The 24,666-nt window shown below is 63.9% G+C and carries 19 protein-coding genes; 7 read left to right on the forward strand and 12 right to left on the reverse strand.

Annotated features, from left to right (window positions below; translation table 11 throughout):
* Positions 1-12 precede the first annotated feature (12 nt).
* The 7 genes from DFR49_RS14595 to DFR49_RS14625 form a co-directional block, all read right to left on the reverse strand.
* Positions 13-1,500, reverse strand: coding sequence for a hypothetical protein (locus DFR49_RS14595; RefSeq protein WP_119036472.1), 1,488 nt, complete (start codon positions 1,498-1,500; stop codon positions 13-15).
* A gap of 89 nt (positions 1,501-1,589) precedes the next feature.
* A complete protein-coding gene (locus DFR49_RS14600) occupies positions 1,590-4,397 on the reverse strand; it encodes a TonB-dependent receptor domain-containing protein (RefSeq protein ID WP_119036473.1) in 2,808 nt (935 codons plus the stop codon).
* Positions 4,398-4,478: 81 nt separating this feature from the next.
* Positions 4,479-5,711, reverse strand: coding sequence for a mandelate racemase/muconate lactonizing enzyme family protein (locus DFR49_RS14605; protein ID WP_119036474.1), 1,233 nt, complete (start codon positions 5,709-5,711; stop codon positions 4,479-4,481).
* A 413-nt stretch (positions 5,712-6,124) separates the two neighbouring features.
* Positions 6,125-7,330, reverse strand: a complete 1,206-nt coding sequence (pcaF, locus tag DFR49_RS14610; protein ID WP_119036475.1) for a 3-oxoadipyl-CoA thiolase — start codon at positions 7,328-7,330, stop codon at positions 6,125-6,127.
* Positions 7,327-8,001, reverse strand: a complete 675-nt coding sequence (locus tag DFR49_RS14615; protein ID WP_119036476.1) for a CoA transferase subunit B — start codon at positions 7,999-8,001, stop codon at positions 7,327-7,329. Before DFR49_RS14615 ends, pcaF begins: the two co-directional genes overlap by 4 nt.
* Positions 8,001-8,711 carry a CoA transferase subunit A gene (locus DFR49_RS14620; protein ID WP_119036477.1) on the reverse strand — a complete coding sequence of 237 codons (711 nt, stop codon included), beginning with the start codon at positions 8,709-8,711 and terminating at the stop codon, positions 8,001-8,003. The genes DFR49_RS14615 and DFR49_RS14620 overlap by 1 nt, the downstream gene beginning before the upstream one ends.
* A 114-nt stretch (positions 8,712-8,825) precedes the next feature.
* Complete coding sequence (locus DFR49_RS14625) at positions 8,826-9,608, reverse strand: HpcH/HpaI aldolase family protein (RefSeq protein WP_119036478.1); 783 nt, start codon at positions 9,606-9,608, stop codon at positions 8,826-8,828.
* 192 nt (positions 9,609-9,800) lie between these two features.
* Here DFR49_RS14625 and DFR49_RS14630 point away from each other — a divergent pair, with 192 nt between their 5' ends.
* A complete protein-coding gene (locus DFR49_RS14630) occupies positions 9,801-10,616 on the forward strand; it encodes a helix-turn-helix domain-containing protein (RefSeq protein WP_119036479.1) in 816 nt (271 codons plus the stop codon).
* 54 nt (positions 10,617-10,670) lie between these two features.
* Here the strand turns inward: DFR49_RS14630 and DFR49_RS14635 are convergent, their stop codons facing one another.
* The 5 genes from DFR49_RS14635 to DFR49_RS14655 form a co-directional block, all read right to left on the reverse strand.
* Complete coding sequence (locus DFR49_RS14635) at positions 10,671-11,471, reverse strand: amidohydrolase family protein (protein ID WP_211325909.1); 801 nt, start codon at positions 11,469-11,471, stop codon at positions 10,671-10,673.
* 84 nt (positions 11,472-11,555) lie between these two features.
* Positions 11,556-12,233, reverse strand: coding sequence for a fumarate hydratase C-terminal domain-containing protein (locus DFR49_RS14640; protein WP_211325910.1), 678 nt, complete (start codon positions 12,231-12,233; stop codon positions 11,556-11,558).
* Positions 12,234-12,236: 3 nt separating this feature from the next.
* Complete coding sequence (locus DFR49_RS14645; RefSeq protein WP_119036481.1) at positions 12,237-13,103, reverse strand: fumarate hydratase; 867 nt, start codon at positions 13,101-13,103, stop codon at positions 12,237-12,239.
* Between the two features lie 151 nt (positions 13,104-13,254).
* Entirely contained in the window at positions 13,255-14,916 is a 1,662-nt protein-coding gene (locus DFR49_RS14650) for a sulfatase family protein (RefSeq protein ID WP_119036482.1), read from the reverse strand.
* Between the two features lie 41 nt (positions 14,917-14,957).
* Positions 14,958-17,789 carry a TonB-dependent receptor gene (locus DFR49_RS14655; protein ID WP_119037222.1) on the reverse strand — a complete coding sequence of 944 codons (2,832 nt, stop codon included), beginning with the start codon at positions 17,787-17,789 and terminating at the stop codon, positions 14,958-14,960.
* 396 nt (positions 17,790-18,185) lie between these two features.
* Here DFR49_RS14655 and DFR49_RS14660 point away from each other — a divergent pair, with 396 nt between their 5' ends.
* From DFR49_RS14660 to DFR49_RS14685, 6 genes are read left to right on the forward strand one after another with little or no spacing between them, the layout of a single operon-like run.
* Positions 18,186-19,265 (forward strand): ABC transporter ATP-binding protein, encoded by a 1,080-nt coding sequence (locus DFR49_RS14660; protein WP_281271801.1) that lies wholly within the window; start codon positions 18,186-18,188, stop codon positions 19,263-19,265.
* Complete coding sequence (locus DFR49_RS14665; protein WP_119036484.1) at positions 19,265-20,152, forward strand: carbohydrate ABC transporter permease; 888 nt, start codon at positions 19,265-19,267, stop codon at positions 20,150-20,152. The genes DFR49_RS14660 and DFR49_RS14665 overlap by 1 nt, the downstream gene beginning before the upstream one ends.
* The gene (locus tag DFR49_RS14670; RefSeq protein ID WP_119037223.1) at positions 20,152-20,976 is read left to right on the forward strand and encodes a carbohydrate ABC transporter permease; all 825 of its coding nucleotides are present in this window, start codon (positions 20,152-20,154) and stop codon (positions 20,974-20,976) included. Before DFR49_RS14665 ends, DFR49_RS14670 begins: the two co-directional genes overlap by 1 nt.
* Positions 20,973-22,283 (forward strand): extracellular solute-binding protein, encoded by a 1,311-nt coding sequence (locus DFR49_RS14675; RefSeq protein WP_119036485.1) that lies wholly within the window; start codon positions 20,973-20,975, stop codon positions 22,281-22,283. The genes DFR49_RS14670 and DFR49_RS14675 overlap by 4 nt, the downstream gene beginning before the upstream one ends.
* A 14-nt stretch (positions 22,284-22,297) precedes the next feature.
* Positions 22,298-23,806 (forward strand): arabinosylfuranosidase ArfA, encoded by a 1,509-nt coding sequence (gene arfA, locus DFR49_RS14680; protein WP_119036486.1) that lies wholly within the window; start codon positions 22,298-22,300, stop codon positions 23,804-23,806.
* Positions 23,807-23,850: 44 nt separating this feature from the next.
* Positions 23,851-24,615, forward strand: coding sequence for a FadR/GntR family transcriptional regulator (locus DFR49_RS14685; protein WP_119036487.1), 765 nt, complete (start codon positions 23,851-23,853; stop codon positions 24,613-24,615).
* The last annotated feature ends 51 nt before the right edge of the window (positions 24,616-24,666 follow it).

A 24,666-nucleotide genomic window follows, 5' to 3' on the forward strand; every position in this document is an offset into this window, starting at 1 on the left:
TCGCTGACGGAGTCAGACTTGCCGAAGCGTTGCCGCCGGCGTCGCATCGACCGCATGGAGCAGCCTCGTCAACATCTTGAACTGTTCGTACCAGAGCGTCGGGCTGAGCTTGTCGAGATGCCCGTTGGTGCCGTCATCAGCCATCAGGTAACTCGGGATGCTGATATAGGCGAAGCTCGGCATCTTGATGCGCCGATAGGCCGCGATGCCGGGCGTGAACGCATAGTCGGCCGTACTGAGGATCACCTCGCGGCCGATCGGCTGATCCGCCACCGCCTGTTTCGCCAGCGTGCGCATCGGCGCGGTCGGGCAGAAGGCGAAAGCGACTTCAAGCTCGCCGGTCGGCGTATAGGTATTGGAGATCGGGTCGCTCAGCCATTCGGTGCCGCCCAGATGTTCCGCGGCGATCAGCGCCACCGAGTTTTCGACGAGATCGGGCCGTTCCGTGATCCACGCCGATGTCGAGATATATTGCTCCGCGAAGTGGCTTTCGGGGATCACGACCTTGATCGTGCGCCGCCGCTCCGACCGCGGAATCTTGGAATAATAGCGCATCATGTTGAGCAACGCGATCGAGCCGTTTTCCTGAAGCGCATTCGGGCCATCGGTATGCGTCCACAGGATGATGCTTTCTTCGGTCGCCCCCGGCAGCGTGGCGACGATGGTGCGCGTGGGGGCGTTCTTCTGGGTATCGGCCTCCACCGTGAGGGTGACCGGCTCGCCCGTCTGGGCAAGCTGGATCAGCTTGGCGCCCGTTGTCGGCACCACCCAGATCGATGGGAGATGCTCGGTGCCCAGCCGCGACTGGCCCTTGGCATCCGCATCCGACAGGCCCCGCCACGCGTAGATCAGGCCTACGGCACCAGCTTCCTTCAGCTTGCGCTCGAAATCGTCGGGGGTCGCCGCCATGTTCGAGGCGCTCGGGCCTTGCAGCGGCGGCATCGGCCGTCCCAGCTTGTCGAACATGTAATCGACGCGGTCCTTGAACATCAGCCCCAACGGGCGGTGCCCCACCGTAATCTCGACCAGCGCGATCTTGCCACGGACGTCGGGTGGGATCGGCAACGCACTGCGGCGCTCCGGGTAGAGCCCCATCGAGAAACGCGACGCCCCCTCCACGCGGCCGAGATAACATATCGGCGCCGTGACGCCGCGCGGCCCGGTCTGCGCCGACCAGCGGCAGAAGGCTCCGACCGGCAACGCTTCGCTGCGGCTACGCAGCGCGACGTTGCGCGGCAGCCACTGCATCAGCGAGGTGTGCGGAATGTCGCTCAGCGTCATGCCGCATTTCTCGAATTCCTCGTCGAGGAAGTTCATCAGCCGGTTATGCGCATCGTTCCCGCAATAGCGCGGCCCGAGCCCGCTCAGAAACTCCACCTCCTTCCAGACACTTTGCTGGGAGGGCAGTTGGGCAAGCCGGATTCCGTCCTGGCCGAAAAGCCCGCCTGCCATCGCACGGCCATGCGTTGCCAGCGCTCCGAACGCGGCTGCGCCCGTCATGAATTGGCGACGTGATCCTTTCACTGAATCTTCTCCCCTGTCAGATGCGGCGAGAATGCCGCGGAATTTATCTACATTCGCCCGGTCGTTCAAAGGCGGAAGCGCACCCCGGCTGCAAAGCGGCGGCCGAGCTTGTCGTAATAAGGCGATGATGTCGGCGTCGGGTTGAACGCGCTGATCGGCGTCAGCGGCGGATCGTTGTCGAACAGATTGTCGATCTTGAAGAAGAGATCGACGCTGTTTTCGTCACCGGAGCCGAGCACGCGATAGCGCCCGGAGACGTTGAGGTAGGCGCGACCGCTGATGTTGTTGTCCGTGATGTCGTATTGGCCGTAGGTCTTGTCCCACACGCCGCCATCCACGTAGAGGCCCGTCAAGGCGACGCGCACGGGGCCGCTATCGTAGGAAAGATTGACCGTCCCGCGCCAATGCGGGACGCCGCCGCCGACAACCTGCCCGGCACGATCGAGCACGATGTTGCCGTCCTTCTGGCTGAATTCCTTGACGTAGGTCGCCAGCATTCGGAATTGCAGATCGCCCGACCACGAACTCACCAGGCGATCCACCGGCGTGCGGTAGGAAAGCTCGAAATCATACCCGCTCGTCCGCAGTTCCTGCAGGTTGAAATATTGCGAATACACCGTCGCGATTCCGTTCGTCGTCGGATCGCGGACGATGCCGGCGCAGGCCGGGGCCTGCCCGTTGTAGCAGGCGTCGATCGTGCCCTGGGCTCCCAGGGTCGTGATGGCACCGTCGAGATCGATCGAGAAATAGTCCACCGATGCCCGAAGGCCGGGAATGAAGCTCGGCGACAACACGACACCGACGGTGAACGTATCGGCTTCCTCGGGTTTGAGCAGCGGATTGCCCCCGGTGAAAGTCGGAATGCTGACCGTCGTATTTGTGAAGGGATCGTTCAGCGTCGGAATATTCTGCCGAAGCGACGAGAACAGTTCGTTGTTGTTTGGGGCACGGATGTCGCGCGACTGCGTTAATCGAACGCGGATGTCGCGGATCGGTGAATAGTTGAGCCCGACCTTCCAGGTGGTGACGCCGCCGCTCGTGCTGTATTCGGCATAGCGGGCGGCGCCGTTGACTTCGAGATTGTCCGCGAACGGCAACCCGACCGCGAGAGGAACCAGCGCCTCTACATAGGCCTCCTTCACGTTGTAGCCGCCCGAGATCGGCTGCGCGTTGACCTGGCGCCAGTTCATGATCTGCGAGTTGTAGTCGGAATCACCCTCCAGGTTGTCCTCACGATACTCAATACCCGTCGCGACGGACACGGGGCCGGCCCAGAGCGAAAACGGTTCGCCGTTGATGTTCAGCGCGAACACTTTCTGTTCGGAAACGGCATCCTGCCACGAATCGCCCGACACATAGGATTTGACGTCCGGGGAGATCGCTCCGGCACCGAACACATTCGCCGGCACGCACCCGTTACCGGGATCGGTCAGCGTGGAGCGGCAGATCGGGTCGCCCGTCACGGGGTCGAGGATCGAATCCACCGCCAGCCGCCATTGTTCCTGGAGGCGGTTCTCGATGACCTGGGCATAATAGCGGTTCTTGCTGTAGCTCAGATAGGATTCCCACTGCCAATCCCCGAGGACACCTCGGGCGCCGGCAACATAGCGGTGGTTGGTGTTTCTCGAATCCGGCCCGTCGAGGCCCAATTCCGGCTCGAGCCGCCCCAGGCGGAAGCTGCTGATGTGTTCGGCATCCATACGGGCGGCGATATCCGCCGGCAGGAACGCATTTTCTCGCGTGATCAGCAAACCGCGCGAGCCGAGGTCATTATGCTGCCCGGAATCGTACCAGGAATGCGTCCGCGTATACGACGCCTCGGCGAAAAAGGTTACGTTGTCAGTAAGATCGTAAGTAACCGTGCCGTACAAGGAATGCCGGTTGAGAGGCGCGACGCCTTCGCGCTGTTTGCCCGTCCAGCCGTCGTCGGTGCCGCCGATCATGTGCGTGGTGCCAACATTCGTGCCATATTCGAACGGCGCCGAAATGCCACCCGGCAGGAAATAGGTGCCCTTCAGCGGCCCGGTTGTGATGAGACCGCCGAAGGTGCCGCTGGCGAGCCGCGCGTTCGGTGAGATGATCTGCCGATATTCGCCGTTGCCCGGCGCGTAGTTGGGATTGAGCACCAGCGCCCAATTGTCTTGACACCAATCACGCTTTTCGCACGTTTCCATGCCTTGGTTGTCGGTATACTCGCCGGCAAGAACGAGGTGCCCGCGCCCTTCCGCAAACTTCGTGCCCCACGCCAGCGATGCCGAATATTCCTCGCTGTCACCATATTCGGTGATGCCGTATTGCGCATCGCCCTTGAGACCCTCCAGCGTCGTGTTGAGCTGGAGGTTGACCATGCCCGCGACCGCATCCGATCCATAGGTTGCTGATGCGCCGCCGGTGACGACGTTGACGCTTTGCACCAGCGCGGCCGGAACGACATTGATATCGGTTCCGCCCAAGGGGTTCGTCTGCGACACACGCCGCCCATTGATGAGCACCAGCGTGCGCGCGGCCCCCAGGTTGCGCAACGCCACATATTGGGCACCCACACTGGTGGCGCCACCGTTACCGCTCGTCATCGGTGCGATCGAGGGCAGTTCATAGAGCGACTGCGAGATATTGCGGTTTGCCTGCGTCTCCAGCGTCTCGGCCGCCATCACGGTTTCGGGAGTCGGCGATTCGAAGCCGTCGCGCTTCACGCGCGATGCGGTGACGACAACATTGCCTTCGCCGCTCGCCGTTTCCTGCTCGGGCGCGGCTTGTGACGCCGGCGCCTCCTCTTCGGGCGCAACCTGCTGCGCCGACGCCGGATGGGCCGAGGCAAAACATATCGTAAGCGCGGAAACGCCAAGCAAACGCGATCGTAGACTGATGGACATACATCCTCCCCTAAGATTTACCGGCCCGTGTTCGGGTATCGGCTCATTGTTTTCCTCGCCCGCCGATGCGGTGTCGGGCGGCTAGAAACGTTCTTCGATGAGATCCGCCGGAATGACGACGCCGAGACCGGGCCGCTTGGGTACCGGTAGATACCCTTCCTTATCGAGCTTCGGCCCGTCGGCGAAGATCGACCATATCTGGTGGAAATCCTGGAAGGGCGGATTGTGCTGCACTTCCATATGCGGCGTAAGGTCGAAGGTGCCGTAGGCTGCCTGGGGCTGCGTCGCCGCCAGATGGATGTGGCAAACCACGGCGAGGATATGCCCCGCATGCGGCACGACGCGTCGGTTGTGGGTGAAGGCCATCGCCTCGATCTGGCGATAGAGCGTAGGGCCGACGACGCTGCAATCGGTGTTCAGGATATCGTAGCAACCCTGATCGACATAGGTCCGGAATTCGGAAAGCGCCGTATTGCCTTCCCCTCCGGCCAGTCGCATCTGGTGCAACTGGCTGCGCAGGCGCGCGAGCCCTTCGTAATCGTGGCGGCCGAGCGGCTCTTCCAGCCAGTACAGGCCCAAATCCTGATAGGCGAGCGCGGTCTCGATCGCACGCGGATAATCCCACAGCGACAGCAACTGTGTCGCCGCGCCATAAGGCCCGGCCTTGTTGGCGTCGGTAAGGATCACGAAATCGTCGCCCAACGCTTTGCGAACACCTTCGATCAACGCAATGTCTTCGCGCATGGTGGGAAAGCTGGAGCGCATCTTGACGGCCTTGAATCCGTCGTTCCGGACCTGCGTGGCGCAACGGATGCGCTCGGCAACGCCGTCTCCGATGCCCAGCGTGGCGCCATAAGGGAGCACGCGATCCATGCCGCCGCCCCACAGCTTGGCCAGGGGCTGGTTGCACGCCTTGCCGACGAGGTCCCAAAGCGCGATCTCGACCCCCGTGCCCCAGCGCCCCTGAACCTGCAACCAACGGGCATGAAGACCGACATCGAAGGGATCTCTCCCGATCAGGCGCTCTTTCGCGCGCTCGAGCTGTTGCGCGTCGATTCCCGGGCCAATCCCGACGGGGCCCTGATCGGTATGGATTTCCGTCATGGTGAAGCCACCGACGCGCGCGGGAAAGCGCGCGGGCGGCTCATGAAAACGGCTCTCGTACACGCCGAGATCGCGCACCGTGCGAAGCCGTGCGACCTTGATGTCGGTGATCCGAAGGGGCGGCGCCACCGATTGCGCCATCAATGTGCCCGGCAGCGCGAAGGCGGGGAGCCCCGCAGCAAACGCCGTCAGCAAGGTTCTGCGATCCATCGGTTCCTCTACCCCTGAATGAGCGCGACGTTGGATGTGCTTTCGTCTGCGGAATTAGGGGTTGGGGAGGCTCCAAATTGAAGATCGAATACGCCGCATTCCATTGCACGAAACGCTGCTGTCGTTCGGATCGGGCCGCCGATCGCGCGTAAATGCAAGGATAACGGCGGGAAACGCGGCCGCGACTGTTGGATATGGATGGCGCTGCAATACCCGCCCGAAGCCCCCGCGCGCAGCGCGCGGACACGAGAGGCATGGAGGCTGCGGGAGCAATGCACGACCCGCTTGCGGTTGCGGACCGGCGGGTAACGATCGATGCACGCGATGCACCCGCTCCCGCCCGGTCGCCTTGCGGCGCCGATTCGGCGCGGCGCGGATATCGTCTACCGCCTGCCTCGACCGGCCGTCTTCAATCAGGTCCGCTCGAGCAGCAGCGCCACGCCCTGCCCGACGCCGACGCACATGAAAACCAGTGCATGGCGGCCGCCGGTGCGATGCAATTCCTCGACGGCGGTCATCGTTATTCTCGCCCCCGACATCCCCAGGGGATGGCCCAGCGCGATCGCGCCGCCATTCGGGTTGACGCGCGTGTCGGCCAGCGGATCGATGCCGAGCGCGCGACAGGTGGCAATCGCCTGGCTGGCGAACGCTTCGTTCAACTCGATCACGTCGAGCTGGTCGACCGAAAGCCCGGTGCGCGCCAATAGTCTACGCGCCGCCTCGATCGGGCCGATGCCCATCACGCGCGGCGCGATGCCCGCCGCCGCGATGCCGAGCACCCGCGCGCGCGGAACCAGGCCGTTGGCCTTTGCCGCGGCTTCGGACGCGACGATCATGGCCGCCGCGCCGTCGTTGAGCCCCGACGCATTCCCCGCGGTGATGGTGCCGCCCGCCCCCAGTGCCGGTTTCAGCTTCGCCAGCGCCTCGGCATCGGTATCCCGCGGATGCTCGTCGCGGTCGAAAACGATGGGGTCGCCTTTACGCTGCGGAATGTCGACCGGGATGATTTCCACCGCCAGCCGGCCATCGGCTTGCGCCTTCGCCGCCTTTTTCTGGCTGGCGAGCGCGAACGCGTCCTGTTCGGCTCGACCGACCTCGCATTCCGCCGCGACATTCTCCCCGGTCTGCACCATCGAATCGACGCCGTAGCGCTCGCGCATCCTGGGATTGACGAACCGCCAGCCGAGCGTGGTGTCTTCCACCTTCTGGGCGCGGTCGAACGGCTTGGCCGCCTTTCCCATCACAAAGGGCGCGCGCGTCATATGCTCGACGCCGCCCGCGATCATCAGATCGCAGTCGCCCGAACGGATCGCCCGCGCCGCCAGCCCGACGGCATCGAGGCCAGAGGCGCACAGGCGATTGACCGTCACGCCGGGGACCGTCTCCGGAAGGCCGGCAAGCAGCACGGCCATCCGCGCAACGTTGCGATTGTCCTCGCCTGCCTGGTTGGCACAGCCCAGCACGACATCGTCGATCGCGTTCCAGTCGACGCCGGGGTTGCGCGCCATCAACGCCTTGAGGGGCAAGGCGGCGAGATCGTCGGTACGTACGGCGCTCAGCGCGCCGTTGAGCTTTCCGATCGGTGTACGGATGGCATCGCAGACATAGGCGTCGGTCAAAAAGAGTCTCCATCGATGGCGGCGTGTATCTTGAGCGACGCGTCGACCGTGAACGCCGCGCCGGTCTTTGCCCGCATTTCGTCGAGCATCACGCCCGGTGCAAGCTCGATCAGTCGCAAGCCAGGCTTGTCGCACGCCAGCACGCCGAGATCGGTAATGATGAGATCGACGCAACCGGCGCCGGTGAGCGGCAACGCGCAGGCGTCGACGATCTTGGAGTCACCGTGCTTGCTGACATGTTCCATGACGACGACGATGCGCTTCACCCCTGCGACGAGGTCCATCGCGCCGCCCATTCCCTTGACCATCTTGCCGGGAATTGCCCAGTTCGCGATGTCGCCATTGGCGGCAACCTCCAGCGCGCCGAGCACTGTGAGATCGATATGCCCGCCGCGGATCATGGCAAAACTGTCGGCGGACGAAAAAATGCTGGAAGTGGGCAATGCCGTGATCGTCTGCTTGCCGGCGTTGATGAGATCGGGGTCGACCTCGTCCTCCTCTGGAAACGCCCCCATGCCGAGAATACCGTTCTCCGATTGCAGCGTCACTTCCACGCCCGCGGGGATATGGTTTGCCACCAGCGTCGGTATCCCGATGCCGAGATTGGCGTAATAGCCGTCCTTCAGTTCCTGCGCCGCGCGCGCGGCCATCTGATCGCGGTCCCAGGCCATCAGCAGATCCTCCCTGCGCGCGTTGTCCGCTTCTCGATACGCTTTTCGTTGATCGTGCTCTTGACGACGCGGTCGACGTAGATGCCCGGCGTATGGACACAATCGGGGTCGAAGGTGCCGGCCGGCACCAACTCCTCGACCTCGGCGACGGTGATCCTGCCGGCCGTCGCCATGTTCGGATTGAAGTTCCGCGCCGTCCTGCGAAACATCAGGTTGCCGGCGGGATCGCTACGCCACGCCTTGATGATCGCAAGATCCGCGCGCAGCCAGGTCTCCCGAATGTAGCGAACCCCCTCGAATTCCTCGACCGGCTTTCCCTCGGCGACCACGGTGCCGTAGCCGGTCCTGGTATAAAAAGCCGGGATACCCGCACCCCCCGCACGAATCCGCTCGGCGAGGGTGCCTTGCGGATTCAGTTCCAGTTCCAGCGCACCCGAAAGATATTGCTGCTCGAACAGTTTGTTGTCCCCGACATAAGACGAGATCATTTTCTTCACCTGCCGGCTTTCCAGCAGCATCCACAGGCCGAAACCATTGGCGCCGGCATTGTTGGAAATGACGGTCAGTTCCTTCACGCCCGCCGCCCGGATTTCCGGTATCAGGCTCTCGGGATTACCCGACAGGCCGAAACCGCCGGACATGATCGTCATGCCGTCGAACAGCAGGCCGTCGAGCGCCGCTCGCGGGCTGTCGTAGATCTTGTCCGTCATGCTCGCTCCAGAAATGTCGGGGTGAATATCCCGTCAAAGCCTTCGTCGCTCACCGCAATCATGCAGCAGGACAGCTAACGGCGCGGGGAAATCGTGCCGTCTCTCGCGCGCCGTTCATGTGCCTTCGGGGGTCAGCCGCTCGCACCGCAACGCCGCTTCGGTGACGATCTGCGACGCCTTCGCTTTCAGGTACGATTGGTCCGATCCGAGAACGATCGCGCGCGCGCCTAGGTCGATCAGGCGATCGGCCTCGGGCCACCCCGCGGCAAAGGCGCATATCGCCTTTCCGTGTTGCCTGGCGGCTGCCGCGATCGATCGGGCCGCCATCCAGATTTCCGGCGCGTCGCTGGATGCCGCACGCATCGATACCGCAAGGTCGCCCCGCCCGATAAACAGCCCGTCGATTCCTTCACAGGCCGCGATCTCCGCCGCTCGATCGACGGCAGCCGCATCCTCGATCTGCGCGATAACGACGATTTCGCGATCGACGGCCGCGATCGCCTCGCGCATCGCGCCGCGATTGCGCGTCGACCGAACCGCTCCCGAATACCCGCGACCAGCCCTGTAGCGGCAAGCCGCAGCCGCGCGGCGCGCGGTTGCGGCATCGCCGACATGCGGCAGCAGAATGCCCGCCGCGCCGCCATCGAGCGCCGCCAATATGACGCTCGGCTCGCTGGTCGGCACGCGGACGAGCGCGGGAAGGCCGCGTGACCGCGCTGCGAACAGCAGGATATCGAGCGACCGGCGGTCGAGCGGGGCATGTTCCTGGTCAAGCACAACGAAATCGATCGCGCTATCGGTCAACATCTCAATGACCGATAGGTCGCCGATTTTAACGAAGGTACCAATGGTCAGATCGCCGCCCTGGAATTTCGAACGAAAATCTTCGTTATTCATACAATTCTTCGCAATTTTGATATTTTCATTTTTCTATTGTCAATTATTGAATGATCTCTATAGGTATTTACTAATATTATAGACGATCTATTCAAATTTATTGACGTGATGCCCGGATATTCCGTATGCTGACTTTCGCCGTCGGATGCGCGAAGCTCCACTCCATTCTCGCACCGTTCCGCATGGAGGAATATGCAACCCGGCCTTTCCGAACCCGACCCGCAGGACATGGGCTGCGCTGGACGCAAGGATGGCCATGTCCAATCGGTGGTCCGGGCGCTCAGGCTTCTTGAATCGCTGAATCGGCGCAACGTCAGTTCGGTTGCCCAGCTCCACAAGGAAACGTCGCTCCCCAAGCCGACGATCGTGCGGATGCTCAAGACGCTTGTCGCCGAAGGGTATATCTCGAGCGATCACCGACAAAGCGGCTACAGCGTCACCGCGCGCGTCAATTCGCTGAGCTGCGGCTACCATGATGATCCTATGGTGGTGGAGATGGCCAAGCCCTGGGCGATCGCCCTGACCCGGAAATTCGGCTGGCCGACGGGCGTCGGGCTGCTGGATCAGAACGCCGTCGTCATCCGGTTCAGCACGATTCCGGATAGCACGATCTCTCCGTTTCATTCGTCGCTCAACCTGCGCATGGGGCTGATTTCCCGCGCGCTGGGCCTCGCCTATTTCGCCTTCTGCTCGAACAGCGAGCAAAAGCTTCTCCTCAAGCAGCTCGACGAGGCCGACAAGACCTTGCTCGGAGAACGCGAATCGGGCTGGCTCGACCGCCGCGTCAATATCGCGCGCAAAAACGGGTTCGCCCATCGTGATCCAGGCGTTGAGCCTCGCAATTCCGATACCGTGGCCGTGCCGATCATGGTTCGGAACCGCGTCGCCGCGACGATCGGCCTGACCTATTTTCGCGTGGGCGTCTCGCAGACCGATCTCAAGGCGTTCGCGACCAGCCTGAAGAAGACCGCCGCCGAGATCGGCGCGCGTATCGAGGACCTCGCTTAACGGCGATAGCGCGATGACGAGACGCGCGCCCGCACCAGGCGACCCCAACCGCGTTCAAACGAAGCCGTACAGCGCCGCGGGATTGGCGACCAGCAACCGATGGCGCTCGTCTGGTGTCGGCGCGAACTGTGGGATGAGCTGAACCAGATCAGCATTGTCGACAGGATCGGCAAGATTGGGATGGGGAAAGTCGGAGCCCCACAAGGCGCGGTCGGGGGCGGCTTCCAGGAGCGCGCGCGCGAACGGCACGGCCGCGCGGTAGGGCGACGGCGCCATCCGCTCCGCGCAAGACAGCTTCACCCAGCCATTGTCGCGGCGAACCAGGTCGAGCAGCGCCCGGAAAGCCGGCTGGCCGAGGCCGAGCCCGGTTTCCACGCGGCCCATATGATCGATCACGAACGGCACGTCGAGACTGGCGATCTCGTCGCGAAGTTCCAGGATATCCTCCCCCTTCAAATGGAACACAATGTGCCAATCCAGGCTGGCGGCTCGCGCGACCGCCGCGCGAAACTCGCCGGGATCGGGATAACCGCCCAGCGATTTGACGAAATTGAACCTGATGCCGCGAACGCCGGCCTCGTTCATCTGCTCCAGCGTGCGATCGTCGATCGTGCTGTCGATGATCGCGACCCCGCGATAGGCATCCGGCCGCCACGCCAGCGCATCGAGCATGGCGCGGTTGTCGGTGCCGTGGGCGCTCGCCTGGATGACGACGGCCCGGTCGATCCCGAGCCCGCGATGGAGCGCCGCCAGCACTTCCTTCGGTGAATCCGCGGGATCGTATTTGCGATCGGCGGCGAACGGAAAACGGGTTGCCGGGCCAAAGATATGGCAATGCGTATCACAGCTAAACAATGGCGGCTCGAACGGAGCGGCGTTGGCGCTGGTTGGTATGGCGGCTCTCCTTCGCGCGAAGGATAGCGAGTCACACCTCCGGGCTCACGGGCGCGTCCTGGGCATTTCGTCATGCGGCACGATCGGCGTGCGATCATTCCGCCCCAGCGGATCGCGTCGTCCCGCCATGCCGGAAAGAATAGCCGGCAGCCGCTGGCGTGCCACATCCGCGAGCTGGCCGTACAGATTGCCGCCGTGGGCATCGATCGCGATCGTCAGCGGCCCAAAGCCCCGAAAGCGAATACGGGTCAGCCGGAATTGCGCGATGAGGTCATCCCATCCGGTCTCGACGACCTCCGTTATGGCCGCTGTCAGCAGCGGGGCCGCGCCGCCCACGATCGCCATATAGACGCACCCCTGTGCCGCCATCGCATCGACCGATGCCTGGTCCAGCCCGCCTTTGCCGGCAACGGTCGTCAACCCGAGGCGGCGGATCATGGTCGGCAATTGAGCGGCGAAGCGCGTGCTCGTGGTGGGATTGACGTAGAGCGGCGTGGTGTCGCCGCCTTCCGCCGCCTCGCACAAACCGAGATGAAAAAATGCTTGGCCGCGCAACTCGAGGGGAAGCGGCAGAGCCTCGTCCAGATATCGTACGATACGCTCATGCGTGGGCAGCCCCGCGGTGATGACGGCTTCGCCATCGGCAAGCACGACATCACCGAGCTTTAGGCGCCGCGCCGCATCAGGCGAGAGCGGCAGTTGCACACGGGGAAGCATCGCCATGCGCTACTCCAACCGCTCCACGACGCCCGAGTTGTAAATCCGTGCGCGGGTGCGCCGGTTGATCCAGCAGTTGAAGCACACGGCCACCGGCGTGAAGCCGTGTCCCGCCGAATAATCGACGTGAACGGCGAGGGCGGTCGTCTGCCCGCCCAACCCCATCGGGCCGAATCCGGTCGCGTTGACGGCGGCGAGCAACCTGCCTTCCATATCCCGCAACACGGGTTCGTCGTTCGTCGAGCCGATCGGGCGCAACGTCGCCTTCTTGGCGATCGCGGCCGCGCGATCGAAGCTGCCGCCGATGCCCACGCCGATCACCACCGGCGGACAATGCTGGCCGGCGGCGTTCATCACGACATCCATGACATAGGTTTCGATCGTCTCGAGCGTGGGATAGCTGAAAATCTCGAGCGCCGCCCACCGGCCCGATCCCAGCGATTTCGGCGAACAGGTGATGTCGATGCAATCGCCGTCGGTAAAATCGTAGGAGACGATCGGCATGTCCTTGCCGCGATAGCCGCGTTCGTTCGTCAGCGGGTTCGTCACGAATTTCAAAATCGGTGGCTCGATGGTGCGCACCAGATCATCGAAGCCGTCGACAAACGCCTGCCGGATATCGCCCGACATGACGGCCTGCGCCCCGATCCTCACGAAAAAGACCGGAATACCGGAATCGGAACACAGGAATTTGTCGTCCCGCTCGGCGCGTTCCGCGCTGGCGAGCATGAACTTCAGCGTCTCTCGCGCACGCGCGTCCGGTTCCGATACTTGCGCCCGTGCCAGGGCGGCATGCGTATCATCGGGCACCTTCCGCAACGACCAACTGTAAAGGTCCGCGGACAAGGCGCGAACCATCTCCTGGGTTATCGGCATGAATCCTCCACGCGGACGATAATGCCGCGACAGCCGCAAGAGACGCGCTATCACGCCTCATTCCACTGGTCGAAACGCCGTGGCGGTTTGCGTCTCGATCATAACCGTAGAACGGCGCCGTCACGGCGATGGCGCCGTTCTACCCTCAGCCTCAGGGAATGAAGGCCGTCGGCGCAGTGCCATGCCGATATGGTGCGTACCAATTATGTGGACGCGCCCATTTGGTTCGATACTTGTTGTTCTGCGGGCCGGTCGGCAGGCTGTCCTGGTTGCGGATCGTCCACATCGCCAGTTCGGCCATCATTGTCGCCTGGTCGGCGGCGTGCTGCGGCTGGTTGAACAGGTTCGTCAATTCGCACGGATCGGTCTTGAGGTTGTAGAGCTGGCCGTAGCCCATCATGTCGTAGATCAGCTTCCAGTCGCCCATCCGCACCATCTGCGCGTTGCCGCTTTGGGTGATGCCGTTGAGTTCGTCCCAATGCCCGCCCGTGCCGCGGCTGACCGTGACCGGGATATCGTCCTTCTCATCGTAATAGAGCCCGCCCACGCCGACTTGGGCAGTGATGCTGCGGAATTCCTCGGCCGGGAAATCCTCACCCTTCAGCAGCGGCAGCAGGCTCCGTCCCTGCACCCCCGGCGGAATCTCGGCGCCCATCGCCTCGCAGATCGTCGGCATCACGTCCGCCATCGACACGAAGGCCGTTTCGCCGACCTCGGGACGCGGCTTGATGCCGGGGCCGTTCCAGATCATCGGGATGTGCGTCAGCAGCTCGGGCAACCCCACGCCTTTTCGCGCCAGCCCGTATTCCATCAGATAATCGCCGTGGTCCGCCACACGCACGATGATCGTGTTGTCGAGCAGCCCCTGCTTGTCCATGAAGTCGAGCATACGTGCGACCTGATCGTCGATCATGCGCAGCGCGCCGATATAGTTGGAGACGTAGCGCCGCCAGACCTTCTCGGTGTCGGGAAAACCCGCGCGCTGGAGCCGATCGAGCCAGTTGGCGCGATAGCCGAGCCTCTCCAGCGCCTCGCGGCCCGCGCAACGCTCAGGGATCTCGTCGGGCGGGAACATGTCCCAATAGGGATGCGGCACCTGTTCGGGATCGTGCGGCTCGGGGATCGAGACCTGCATGAAGAAGGGCTGGTCGCGTGTCGTGCGCATGAATTCGATCGCGTCGGAAACGATGCGATAGGGAAGCTGCGTCTCAAGCGGGAACGGCGCGGGCTCGAGCGCGACGTTGAAGTCCAACTCGTCCATCCATTTCTCGAACCCGGCGATGTCGGCCGACGCGCCGGGCGCCTTATACCCCTTGTTGTGATCGTACTGGCGCCAGAAATCGACGCCCTGCGCGGTCTTGTACGTATGGTTCTTGCCGCACAGCGCAGTGCGATAGCCCTGATCGTGTGCGACCTGGTAGACGTCCTGCGAAAAGAAGGCGTCCTGCGGATCGAGGTTCATCCGCACGCGCGTGGCCTGCGGCCAGCGACCGGTCAGCATCGATGTGCGGCTCGGGACGCAGGCGGGAATCGTGCAATAGGCGCGGCGGAAATCCACGCCGTTCGCCGCAAGGCGATCGAGCGTCGGCGAGGTGTCGAACTTGTAGCCCGATCGCTTGGTGAGCCCGGCGCTCGTCTGGTCGGTGATCAGGATGATGACGTTCGGCCGCCCCGCGGCACCGGCCTTGCGCCTTGCCGGCGCCCTCTGCGCGCGCGCGCCCGGCGCGGCGGCCGCGGCCATTCCCGTGCCGCCCGCCAGCACCGTCGCCAGCGCGCCGCCGGATACCTGCCTCAGAAAGTCACGCCGCTCCATCGCCCTTCTCCTCCTTTTTTCCGTTTGCCCTCGACGTCGATTTAGAGCCGTACCCGCACGCCGATCGTATAGGTCGTCTCGTCGCCGAAAACCTCGCCGTTGATGAAGGATTGGCCGATATAGGTCTTGGTCTCGTTCCGCAGGATGTTGCTGCCGCCGACATCGATGTGGAATTGCGGCGTCACGTCGTAACCGATGCTGAAATCGAGCCGGCCGGCGGGCCGGGTATAGGTCAGCAGCGTCGGCAGATAGGGGTCGTCGACCGGGCGGCTCTGATCGTACGGCCGCACGTTGGTGCTGCCCGTGATGTCGCCGTCATAATATTTCGAGCGGAACGTATAGACCAGCCGCGCGCTCAACCCGCCCTTGTCGAAAACGCCGCCCACCGTGTAATTATATTTGGAGACGCCCTGGAGCGGATAGCCCGACAGCGGATCGTCCCCCCGAATCTCCGAATCCACGTAGGTGAAGGCGCCCAGCACGCCGAGGCCGGAAAGGTCGCCGGGCAGGAAATCGAAGAAATACTGGCCGCTGGTCTCGATCCCCTTCAGCTTCACGCTGCCGACGTTGCGCGGCGTCGAGATGATGAAATTCTCGCCGTCGATCTGCTGCTGCGACGCGGAACTGACGACGCGGTCCTGGATGGTGCGATAGAAACCGGTCAGCGCAACGAACCCGCTGTGGAAATAATATTCCGCCGAGGCATCGAAACTGTTCGATTTCTGCGGTTTCAGGTCGGGATTGCCCTGGCTCCCGTTGTTGATCAGGATCGGGTTGCCGACATAATTCAGCTTGCGCACCGGATTGAGCGAGCCGAAATCCGGCCGCCGCATCGTGCGTGAATAACCGGCACGTAGCTGGAAGCCGCCGGGGAACTTCACCCGCGCCGTCGCGCTCGGCAGAATATCGACGTCGCTGGTATGGGCGGTGACCTTGGTCAGATCGCCGTTATCCTCCGCGCGGAAGGAACTGATCGTGCGATCGGTCTTGATCACGCGAACGCCCACCGTGCCGTCGAGCGAAATGTCCGATCCCAGGGGGAAATCGTAATCGCCCATCGCGTAGGTGGCGTAACTCGTCTCGGTGGCGTCGAACTCGTGGGTCGGATCGTAATCGGGCTGGCTGAGCGCCAGGCCGTACAGCGCACGCAATTCGTTGCGCCCTTCCTCTGAGCGCAGATAGGCCGGATTGGGGCCGACGAAATTAGTGCCGCCGTTCAGCCGCGGCGCATAGCCGATCGTGCCGATGAAATCGGGCGACAGGCCCAGCGACGATACCAGACACGCCTCCGCCTGCGACGCTTCCTGATTCTTGCAGCCGTTGGGGCCGAACTGCTTGAGTTCGCCAATCTTGTTCGTCTGCTGCACGTTCTGGCTGACTGCCTCGCGCCGGGCGAAACGGAAGCCGGTCCTGATCTTGCTCAGGATACCGTCGAAATCCTGCTCGCCGTCGAGCCTGGCCTGGATCAGCGATCCGGTGTTCAGCGTGAAATTCTGGTTGAACGAATTGCGCAGATAAAGATCTGTATTCATCGGATATTGATCGCCGACCGTGAAGCTCGGGCCGCCGTCCACGTCGGTCTCCACATCGACCCAGGGCACGCGCTGGCCGGCTTCGGCGTTAATGCCCTCGTTGAAGCTCTCCGATGTCTCATAGGCGAGATCGAAATTGAGCTTGGTGCCGTCCTGATCGTAGCGCAGCCCGCCGCCGACCATCTTGTTGCGCTGGGTCAGGCGGATCGAGGACGAGTTTTGGTTGATGATGATGTTGTTGAAGCGGACGCTCTTGACGTTGCACACCGTTTGCACCGTGAAGGGCTGGAGCGAGTGGGTGCCATCCGCATTGTTGATGATGTTGGGGTTGGTGCCGCCGGCGGTGACGCGGGCGTCGAAACAGTCGTCGGTCGCGACCACGTTCGAGAGCGTCAAATCCTTGCCACTGACAAAGGGCGAGGGATTGAAGCCCGCGAAACCCGATGTCGTCCGGAAATAGGTGTAGAGACCGTCGACATAGGCCTGAAGCGACGGGGTCGCCTGCCATTGGAGGGCGGCATTGGCCTGCCAGCGCGTGACCGAGCCGACATTGGGCATGTTCCGGCTGACTTCGGGGATCAGGTAATTCCCCTGGTTGATCGGGTTGCCCGCCGAGCTGCGCCGATTGCCCAGGTTGCTGTTGCTGCGTTCGTTGGCGGCATGCGACCAGGTCGCGTTCACCAGCACGCCGATCTCGCCGATGCCGGTATCGAACCGGTCGGTCGCCAGCGCGCCGATCTGCGGATTACCCCGGTTCAGCCGCGTCACATAGTTTTCGCGCACGTTGAAGACGAGCGTCGGCTTGTGGAAATCGAACGGCTTGTTGAGCCTCAGGTCGATCGCGCCCGCCACGCCGCCTTCGATCTGATCGGCGGTCTGCGACTTGAACACGTCGACGCGCTTCAACGCCTGCGCGGGCAGATCCTTGAGATCGAACGCGCGGCCGGTGGTGGTGAAGACCTCGCGCCCGTCGACCGTCGTCGAGATATCGGACAGGCCGCGAATCTTGACGTTCGACAGTTCGTTGTCGCGATCGTTGGAAACCTGGACGCCGGGCACACGCTGGAGTGCGGCGGCGGTGGTCGGATCGGGCAGCTTGCCGATATCCTCCGCGACGATCGAATCGACCACCTGGACGGCATTCTGCTTGACCTCGGCGGCGCGTTCCAGCGACGAACGGATGCCGGTGACGACGATGGCGTCCTCCGCCGGTTCGCCCGACAGGCTGGCTTGCGACGCCGCCGGCGCATCGGCCTGATCCTGGCCCACGGCCTGTGCGAAGGCCTGCGAGGCCGCAAGAGTCGATGCGCTGATCAGCAGCGCCGAACGCCAAATTTTCATCATTCCTCCCCTGCGCATCCCCGAAAGCTGGGTGCGGGGGCGCCAAGTCGGCTTAGCAAATCCCCTCTCTGTTGCAAATATATATATGATCAATAGGACGGCCGGCTGGATTACAGGCGGAATACTGTGGCGCGCAGGCCACACCGGGCACGCGCGGCGGACACCCGAATGCCGGCACCCCGAGCGCCAACGCGCGCCCGGAATTCCGTCCTGATCAAGGGAGTGCATCGCCGATATCGACCGAGGGCACGCCCGCCGGCATCCCCCGGCGGCGATCGGCTCGCGCGCGTGCCGTTGAGGAATCCCGAAAGAAGAGCAAACTGACGGTTGACGTCCTCGCACCCTGCCTTCATTACTCAGACAAATAAAGATGGGGAGGATCGTTTGTCGGGCGTCGTGCTGGATGGAGTGAGCAAGCGATACGGCGCGGTGACCGTGATCGATCGGCTGTCGCTAACGATAGCGGCGGGCGAGTTCGTGGTGTTCCTCGGCCCGTCCGGCTGCGGTAAATCCACGTTGCTCAGGATGATCGCCGGGCTCGAAACCGTCGACGGCGGCGAAATCCGCATCGGCGCGCGCCGCGTCGATCATTTGGCCCCCGGCGCGCGCGGCGTGGCGATGGTGTTCCAGCAATATGCGCTCTACCCGCATATGAGCGTGCGCGAGAATATGGCGTTCGGCTTGCGCAACGCGCATGTGCCTGCCGACGAGATCGACCGCCGCGTCGCCGCCGCCGCCGACGCGCTCGAAATCATGCCCCTGCTCGATCGCAAATCGACGCAGCTTTCGGGCGGCCAGCAGCAGCGCGTCGCGATCGCGCGCGCGATCGTCAAGCAACCCGATCTGTTCCTGCTCGATGAACCGCTGTCGAACCTCGACGCCGCGCTCAGGATGCGCACCCGGCTCGAGATCGCGCAGCTTCATCAACGTCTCGGCACGACGATGATCTTCGTCACCCACGATCAGGTCGAGGCGATGACGCTCGCCGATCGGATCGTCGTGCTCAACCAGGGCGGGATCGAACAGGTCGGCAGCCCGATGGACATCTACCTCACCCCGCGCACCGAATTCGTCGCCAGCTTCGTCGGATCGCCCAAAATCAACCTGCTGCCGGTGACGGTCGAGGCGGCGGGCGAAATGACCCGCGTCCGGCTGGCGAACGGCGCGATCATCGACACCGCCGTTGCCGCGGCCGATTTGCCCGCGGGCGCTATGACACTCGGGCTGCGCCCCGAATGTATCCGCCCCGCCGCGCTCGACGGCGCCCCGCTCGCCGCGCGCGTGCAGGTGGTCGAGCGGCTTGGCGAACGCACGCTGCTCCACGTCGTGCTCGATGACGGCACCCCGATCGTCGCCGAGGATAGCGGGCTGTCGGCGGTACGCCCCGGCGATCGCATCGGCCTCGCGGTCCAGCCCGAACGCGCGCATTTGTTCGATGCCGACGGTCTCGGCCACCATCCGGCGCAGCGCGGCTGATGGCGTCCCTTACGCCTCGGCGCCGCCGCGCGACGGATTGGACGAACGCCTTGTTCGTGCTGCCCTATCTGATCGTGTTCGTCGCGATGATCGTCGTGCCGCTGGCGTGGGGCATGTGGCTGTCGACCACCAAAAGCGACCTGTTCGGCACCGAAGGCTTTGTCGGCCTCACCAATTTCGTGCGGCTGTTCGGTGATCCGATCTTCCTCCAAACCGTCTGGAACACCTTCTATTTCGTTCTGCTGACGGTGCCGCTGCTCGCGGTGCTCGGGCTCGCACTGGCGCTGGTGCTCAATCGGCAGGCGCGCTGGGCGGCGGTGCTGCGGACGATCTTCTTCGCCTCGACGGTGCTGTCGGTGACGGTGGTGACATTGGTGTGGCGGCTGGTGTTCCTGCCCGACAGCGGGCTGCTCTCGGTCGTCACCCGCGCGCTTGGCGGCACGCCGATCGCGTTCCTCAACGACGAGACGCTGGCGATGCCCGCGATCGCGATCACCACGATCTGGTGGTGCATCGGGCTGCCGATGGTGCTGTTCCTCGCCGCGCTCCAGCAGGTGCCGCGCGCGCTGTACGAGGCCGCCGCGCTCGACAACGCCTCGCGCTGGCGGACGCTGACGCGGATCACCCTCCCCGCGATCCGGCGCACCTTCGCGCTCGTCATCATCATCGAGGTGATCCTCCAGTTCCAACTCTTCGGCCAGCCGCAGTTGATGACATTGGGCGGCCCCAACAACGCGACCCGCCCGATCGTGCTGTTCATCTACGAGACCGGGTGGCGGCAGTGGGAGCTTGGCTATGCCTCGGCCGCAGCTCAGGTGCTGTTCGCGATGATCCTGATCGCGGCGATGGTGCAATATTGGCTGTCCTCGCGCCGGGAGGCCCGCTGATGCGTTTCGGTCGCACCCACCCGGTTGCACTCACGCTGATCGTCATCGCCGCGGTGCTGATGATGGTGCCGCTGTTCTGGGTGCTCGCGCTGTCGTTCAAGGCCAATGCGGCGCTGATGGCGGATACCAATTCGGTGTTCAGCCTGCCCTATACGCTCGCCAATTATCGCACGCTGTTCGGTGATGGGCAGGTGTTCCGCTGGATCATGAACAGCCTGATCGTATCGCTGGGCATGACGGCGGGGGTGCTGATTCTGTCGAGTCTGGCGGGCTACGGCTTCGCGCGGCTCGACTTTCCGGGGCGATCGGTGCTGTTCGTGATCGTGCTGCTCGGCCTTGCGGTGCCCGAACAGGCAGTGATTATCGCGCGCCACCAGATGCTCAGCCTCGTCTCGATGCACAACACCTACGGCGCGCTAATCCTGCCGGGCCTGTCGGCGCCGTTCGGCGTGTTCCTGATGACGCAATATTTCCGCGCGATCCCCCGCGACATCGATGAGGCCGCGCTGCTCGACGGCGCCTCGCGCTTCAAGATCTTCTGGAAGGTGCTGCTGCCGCTCACCATCCCCGCACAAGCGACGCTCGGCATCTTCACCTTCCTCTCCGCCTGGAACGATTATTGGTGGCCGCTCATTTCGGCGACTAACAAGCAGATGTTCACGCTGACGGTCGGCATCGCCTCCACCCAGATGAATTTCGCGCAGACCGAGGGGCTCGGCTTCCTGATGGCGCAGGCGGTGCTTGCGGGGCTGCCGATCCTGATCGTCTATCTGTTCTTCCAGAAATATATCGTCCAGGCGGTCGCCGGAGCGGCAGGCCGATGAGGCCGCTCGCGCTCCTTGCGCTCGCGCTCCTCGTCGCCTCGTGCGGCGGCGCGACCCATGACGATCGCACCACGCTCGTCGTCCAGCGTTTCTTCGGCGCATGCGAGGCCGAATACGGCCGCAACACCGATGTCGCCGCAGCCGAGGGCGAATGCGGGATCATGACCTCGATCATCAACAGGTTCGAGGCCGACAATCCCGACATCCGCGTGGTCGAGAACATCGTCTTCTGGCCAGGCTACGATCAGCTCACCGCCCAGCTCGCCGCCAATGACGCGCCCGATCTGGTGACGATGCACGGATCGGTGATCGCCGATTATCAGGCGCGCGGCCTGCTCGATCCCGTGGGCGGCGATCTCGCGACGGTCGGAATCACGCCCGATCAGTTCACCGACGCCGCCCGCCGTGCGGTGACGATCGACGGGAAAATCTGGGGCCTGCCGCTCGATAGCTGGACGATGCTCTGGCACGTCAACACCAACCTGTTCCGCAAGGCCGGGCTTATGCGGAACGGCCAGCCCGTCCTCCCCCGCTCGCCCGAGGAACTGCTCGCGCAGGCCGAACAGTTCGAGCGCCGCACCGGCAAACCCTATCTGGTGCAGGCGACCGCCAACGAATATGCGAGCTACACGCGCAATTTCTACACCTTCGTCATGCAGCAGGGCGTGCCGCTGTTCACCGACGCGCGCCACGCCAATTTCCGCACCCCCGCCGCGCACCGCGCGCTCGAATTGTTCAAGCAAATCCGCGCGCGCGATCTCACCACGCAGAATCAGGATTACAGCGCGGCGGTGGCGAGCTTCCTGAACGGCGGCGGCGGCGTGTTCCTCGTCGGCACCTGGATGGTGCAGGATTTCGATACCGCCTCGCGCAACCCGGACAGCGCGCTCCACAACGGCTATGCCGTCTTCCCCTACCCTCAACTCTTCCAGCGCAACGTGACCTTCGCCGACGGCCACAATTGGGTGATGCCGCACAATCCCGAACGCACCCTGGCCGAGCACGAAGCGGTGCTGCGCTTCCTCAAATTCTTCGCCGCGCATGATGCGGATTGGGCGCGCACCGGCCACATGCCCGCATTCGCTGCTGTGATCGACAGCCCCAAATGGCGCGCACTGCCGCACCGCGCGGCGCTCGCCGAGATCGCCCACACCGCGACGCCGCTTCCGAAACAAATCCGCCGCCAGTTCCCGATCGAAACCGTCGTCGGCCAGGAAGCCGCCGCCGCGATCGCGGGCAACAAGTCGATCGATCAGGCGCTCGCCGACATGGAGCGGCGCGTGAACGACATCCTCCAGCATATCTAGGATTTTAACCGACCATGCTCTCATCCCATGTCATCGCCGACGCCGATTTCGTGATCGCCCCCGTCGCCCGCCACGTCTTCGGCAGCTTCGTCGAGCATCTCGGCCGCTGCGTCTATGGCGGCATCTACGAGCCCGGCCATGCGACCGCCGACGCCAACGGCTTCCGCGGCGACGTGCTCGCGCTGATCCGTGAGCTTGGCCCCACGATCGTGCGCTATCCCGGCGGCAATTTCGTCTCGGGCTATGATTGGGAGGATGGCGTCGGCCCGAAGGACCAGCGCCCTGTCCGCCTCGACCTCGCCTGGGGGTCGACCGAGACCAACCAGTTCGGCACCAACGAGTTCATGGACTGGTGCAAGGCCGCCGACATCGAGCCGATGTTCGCGGTCAACCTCGGCACGCGCGGGGCCGCCGAGGCGCAGAATTTCCTCGAATATTGCAACCACCCCGGCGGCACCCATTATGCCGATCTGCGGCGGAGCCACGGCTATGAGGCGCCGCACGACATCAAATTCTGGTGCCTCGGCAACGAGATGGACGGCCCCTGGCAAACCGGCGCCAAGACCGCCGAGGAATATGGCCGCATCGCCACCGAAACCGCCAAGATGATGCGCTGGACGTCGGACGGCCTCCAGCTCGCCGCGTGCGGCTCCTCGGCGCGCACGATGCCCAGCTTCGGCGCGTGGGAATATGAGGTGCTCGATCATTGTTTCGAGCAAGTCGATTACATCTCGCTCCACCAGTATTTCGAGAATCACGAACATGAGGTCGATCGCTTCCTGACCGCGATCGACGATCTCGAAAGCTTCATCACAGAGGTCACCGCGATCGCCGATGCGGTTGCCGCCAAGCGCCGGTCCCCCAAGCGAATCATGCTCTCGCTCGACGAATGGAACGTCTGGTATCGCGCGCGCTCAGGCGAGCAATTGCGCGGGGTGGGCTGGCCCGAGGCGCCGCCGCTGCTCGAGGAAATCTACAATATGGAAGACGCGCTGGTCATCGGCGGCGCGCTGCTCACCATGATCAACCACGCCGATCGCGTGAAAGCGGCGTGCCTCGCGCAGCTCGTCAACGTGATCGCCCCGATCATGACCGAAACCGGCGGCCCGGCGTGGCGGCAGACGATCTTCCACCCGTTCGCGCAGGCCTCGCGCCACGCCCGCGGCAACGCGCTGCGCTTGAAGGTCGATACCGGCACCTTCACCGCCGGCAACCAGCAGGCCGCGCCGCTGCTCGTCACCGCGGTCGTCCACGATCCCGATACCGGCGCCGCAACGCTGTTCGCGCTCAACCGCAGCCTCGATGAGGAGATGACGCTCACCGCCGAATTGCGCAACATGGGCACGCGCCGGCTTGCCAGCGCGGACGAACTGCACCATCGCGATCTGGAGGCGACCAATACGAAGGACGCGCCCGATCGCGTCACCCCCGTCGCTCATCCCAAGGCCGCGCTCACAGATGGCGTGCTAACGGCTACGCTTAAACCGCTGTCATGGAACGTCTTTACGACGATCCCGGCATGACGCGGCAGCTTTGTCTTCAGGTCGGTCCACGCTAAGGGAGAAATATGCCGTCGCGCGCCCGCACCACCACGATCATCGACACCCCCGAGGGGCGCAAGCTGCTGCGTATCCACGGCACGATCGCGCGCGATATCGGCATCCGCATCGTCTCGGGCCAGTTCCAGCCCGGTGAGGTGCTCAACGGCGAGGTCGAGGCGAGCGACCGGCTGCGCGTCTCGCGCACCGCCTATCGCGAGGCGGTGCGCATCCTCGCCGCCAAGGGGCTGGTCGAATCGCGCCCCAAAACAGGCACGCGCGTCAGCCCGCGGGCGAAATGGCATCTGCTCGATCCCGACGTGCTGTCGTGGATTTTCGAATTCGAGCCCGGCGACGATCTGCTCGCCAGCCTGTTCGAGCTGCGCAAGATCGTCGAGCCGGAGGCCGCCGCGCTCGCCGCGCAGCGCCGCACCGAGGCGCAGGTTACCGCGATGGCCGAGGCGCTCGCCGACATGACCGAACACACGCTCGCTTCGCCCGAAGGCCGGGCCGCCGATCAGCATTTCCACGCCGCCCTGCTCGAGGCATCGGGCAATCCCTTCCTCGTCACGCTCACCAGCGGCGTCGGCGCGGCGGTCGCATGGACGACGATCTTCAAGCAGCGCCACATGCCGCTCAGCCGCGATCCCATCCCCGATCACCGCCGCGTGTTCGAGGCGGTCGCCGCGGGCAATGCCAAGGCCGCGCACAAGGCGATGGCGAACCTCGTCGACATGGCGTTCCTCGATACCACGCGCGCCCTGCCCGGCCCGGCGGATCGCAACGCGACCTAGGCTGCGATGACTTTACATTGATCCGTTCGCCCTGAGCTTGTCGAAGCCTGT

The sequence above is a fragment of the Hephaestia caeni genome (genome assembly GCF_003550065.1).
In the GTDB taxonomy this organism is placed as follows: Bacteria; Pseudomonadota; Alphaproteobacteria; order Sphingomonadales; family Sphingomonadaceae; genus Sphingomonas; species Sphingomonas caeni_A.

Coding starts and splice junctions, on each gene's coding strand:
- DFR49_RS14600 (WP_119036473.1), bottom strand. CDS start 4,397: ATGTCCATCAGTCTACGATCGCGTTTGCTTGGCGTTTCCGCGCTTACG.
- DFR49_RS14630 (WP_119036479.1), top strand. CDS start 9,801: ATGCAACCCGGCCTTTCCGAACCCGACCCGCAGGACATGGGCTGCGCT.
- DFR49_RS14685 (WP_119036487.1), top strand. CDS start 23,851: ATGCCGTCGCGCGCCCGCACCACCACGATCATCGACACCCCCGAGGGG.
- DFR49_RS14675 (WP_119036485.1), top strand. CDS start 20,973: ATGAGGCCGCTCGCGCTCCTTGCGCTCGCGCTCCTCGTCGCCTCGTGC.
- DFR49_RS14615 (WP_119036476.1), bottom strand. CDS start 8,001: ATGGCCTGGGACCGCGATCAGATGGCCGCGCGCGCGGCGCAGGAACTG.
- DFR49_RS14640 (WP_211325910.1), bottom strand. CDS start 12,233: ATGGCGATGCTTCCCCGTGTGCAACTGCCGCTCTCGCCTGATGCGGCG.
- DFR49_RS14620 (WP_119036477.1), bottom strand. CDS start 8,711: ATGACGGACAAGATCTACGACAGCCCGCGAGCGGCGCTCGACGGCCTG.
- DFR49_RS14650 (WP_119036482.1), bottom strand. CDS start 14,916: ATGGAGCGGCGTGACTTTCTGAGGCAGGTATCCGGCGGCGCGCTGGCG.
- DFR49_RS14595 (WP_119036472.1), bottom strand. CDS start 1,500: ATGACGGGCGCAGCCGCGTTCGGAGCGCTGGCAACGCATGGCCGTGCG.
- DFR49_RS14670 (WP_119037223.1), top strand. CDS start 20,152: ATGCGTTTCGGTCGCACCCACCCGGTTGCACTCACGCTGATCGTCATC.
- DFR49_RS14625 (WP_119036478.1), bottom strand. CDS start 9,608: ATGAATAACGAAGATTTTCGTTCGAAATTCCAGGGCGGCGATCTGACC.
- DFR49_RS14605 (WP_119036474.1), bottom strand. CDS start 5,711: ATGGATCGCAGAACCTTGCTGACGGCGTTTGCTGCGGGGCTCCCCGCC.
- DFR49_RS14665 (WP_119036484.1), top strand. CDS start 19,265: ATGGCGTCCCTTACGCCTCGGCGCCGCCGCGCGACGGATTGGACGAAC.
- arfA (WP_119036486.1), top strand. CDS start 22,298: ATGCTCTCATCCCATGTCATCGCCGACGCCGATTTCGTGATCGCCCCC.
- DFR49_RS14655 (WP_119037222.1), bottom strand. CDS start 17,789: ATGAAAATTTGGCGTTCGGCGCTGCTGATCAGCGCATCGACTCTTGCG.
- DFR49_RS14645 (WP_119036481.1), bottom strand. CDS start 13,103: ATGCCGATAACCCAGGAGATGGTTCGCGCCTTGTCCGCGGACCTTTAC.